This is a genomic window from Geodermatophilus maliterrae, assembly GCF_041018925.1.
In the GTDB taxonomy this organism is placed as follows: domain Bacteria; phylum Actinomycetota; class Actinomycetes; order Mycobacteriales; family Geodermatophilaceae; genus Geodermatophilus; species Geodermatophilus maliterrae.
Map to the genome: position 1 here is coordinate 1 of NZ_JBFNXQ010000213.1, position 1,066 is coordinate 1,066.

A 1,066-nucleotide genomic window follows, 5' to 3' on the forward strand; every position below is an offset into this window, starting at 1 on the left:
TGTACTGACCAGGACCGTTGTTGACGTGGGAGCGACCTCCGGGTCGGGTGGAGCTGTCTGACGGCATCCATCCCGACCACGGAGGTCGCTCGTGTCTCACGCTAATGCCCGCTTGACTCCTGCCGGGCGGTTGATCCTGGTCCAGCGGATCGCCGCCGGTCGCCCACCGGCGCACGTGGCCGCGGAGATGGGCGTCTCCCGAGCGTGTGCCTACAAGTGGTGGGGCAGGTGGCGAGCGGAAGGCAAGGCGGGCCTCCTCGACCGGCCCAGCCACGCCCGCAGCCACCCCAGGCGCACCCCGGCCTGCACCCAGACCCGGATCCGGATCAGCCGGCACCTGTCCCGCCGCGGGCCCGTCGCGATCGGGGCGCACCTGAACGTGCCGGCCTCCACCGTGGGTCGGGTGCTGCGCCATCACCGGACCCCGCCACTGGCTGCCTGTGATCCGGTGACCGGCCAGGTCATCCGCGCTACTCGGCGCAGCGCCAACCGCTATGAGCACGACCGACCCGGCTCGCTGGTCCACGTCGATGTGAAGAAGCTCGGGCGCATCCCCGACGGCGGTGGCTGGCGCGCGCACGGCCGCGGCACTCGACCCACCTCAGTCCGCGGCCTGGGCTACGACTACGTCCACGCCGCCGTCGATGACCACTCCCGGCTGGCCTACGCCGAGATCCTCAGCGATGAGAAAGGTGCCACCTGCGCCGGCTTCCTCACCCGCGCAGCCGCCTTCTACGCCGGCCACGGCATCACCATCGAGCGGGTCATCACCGACAACGCGAAGAACTACCGGATCTCCCGCGACTTCGCCGCCGCGGTGGCCGCGATCGGCGCGCGGCAGAAGTTCATCCGCCCGCACTGTCCCTGGACCAATGGCAAGGTCGAACGCTTGAACCGCACCCTCGGCGCCGAGTGGGCCTACTCCCGGGTCTTTGCCAGCAACGACGACCGCACGGCCCTGTTGCCCGCCTGGCTCAACCACTACAACCTGAACCGGCCCCACCTGGGCATCGGTGGACGCTCACCCATCGACCGCGTCAACAACGCTGCGGGTCAATACATCTAG

1 protein-coding gene is annotated in these 1,066 nt (G+C 69.9%); it reads left to right on the forward strand.

Features of this window, described 5'->3' with window-relative positions:
• Window positions 1–91: 91 nt before the first annotated feature.
• Complete coding sequence (locus tag ABQ292_RS26515; RefSeq protein ID WP_369210690.1) at window positions 92–1,066, forward strand: IS481 family transposase; 975 nt, start codon at window positions 92–94, stop codon at window positions 1,064–1,066.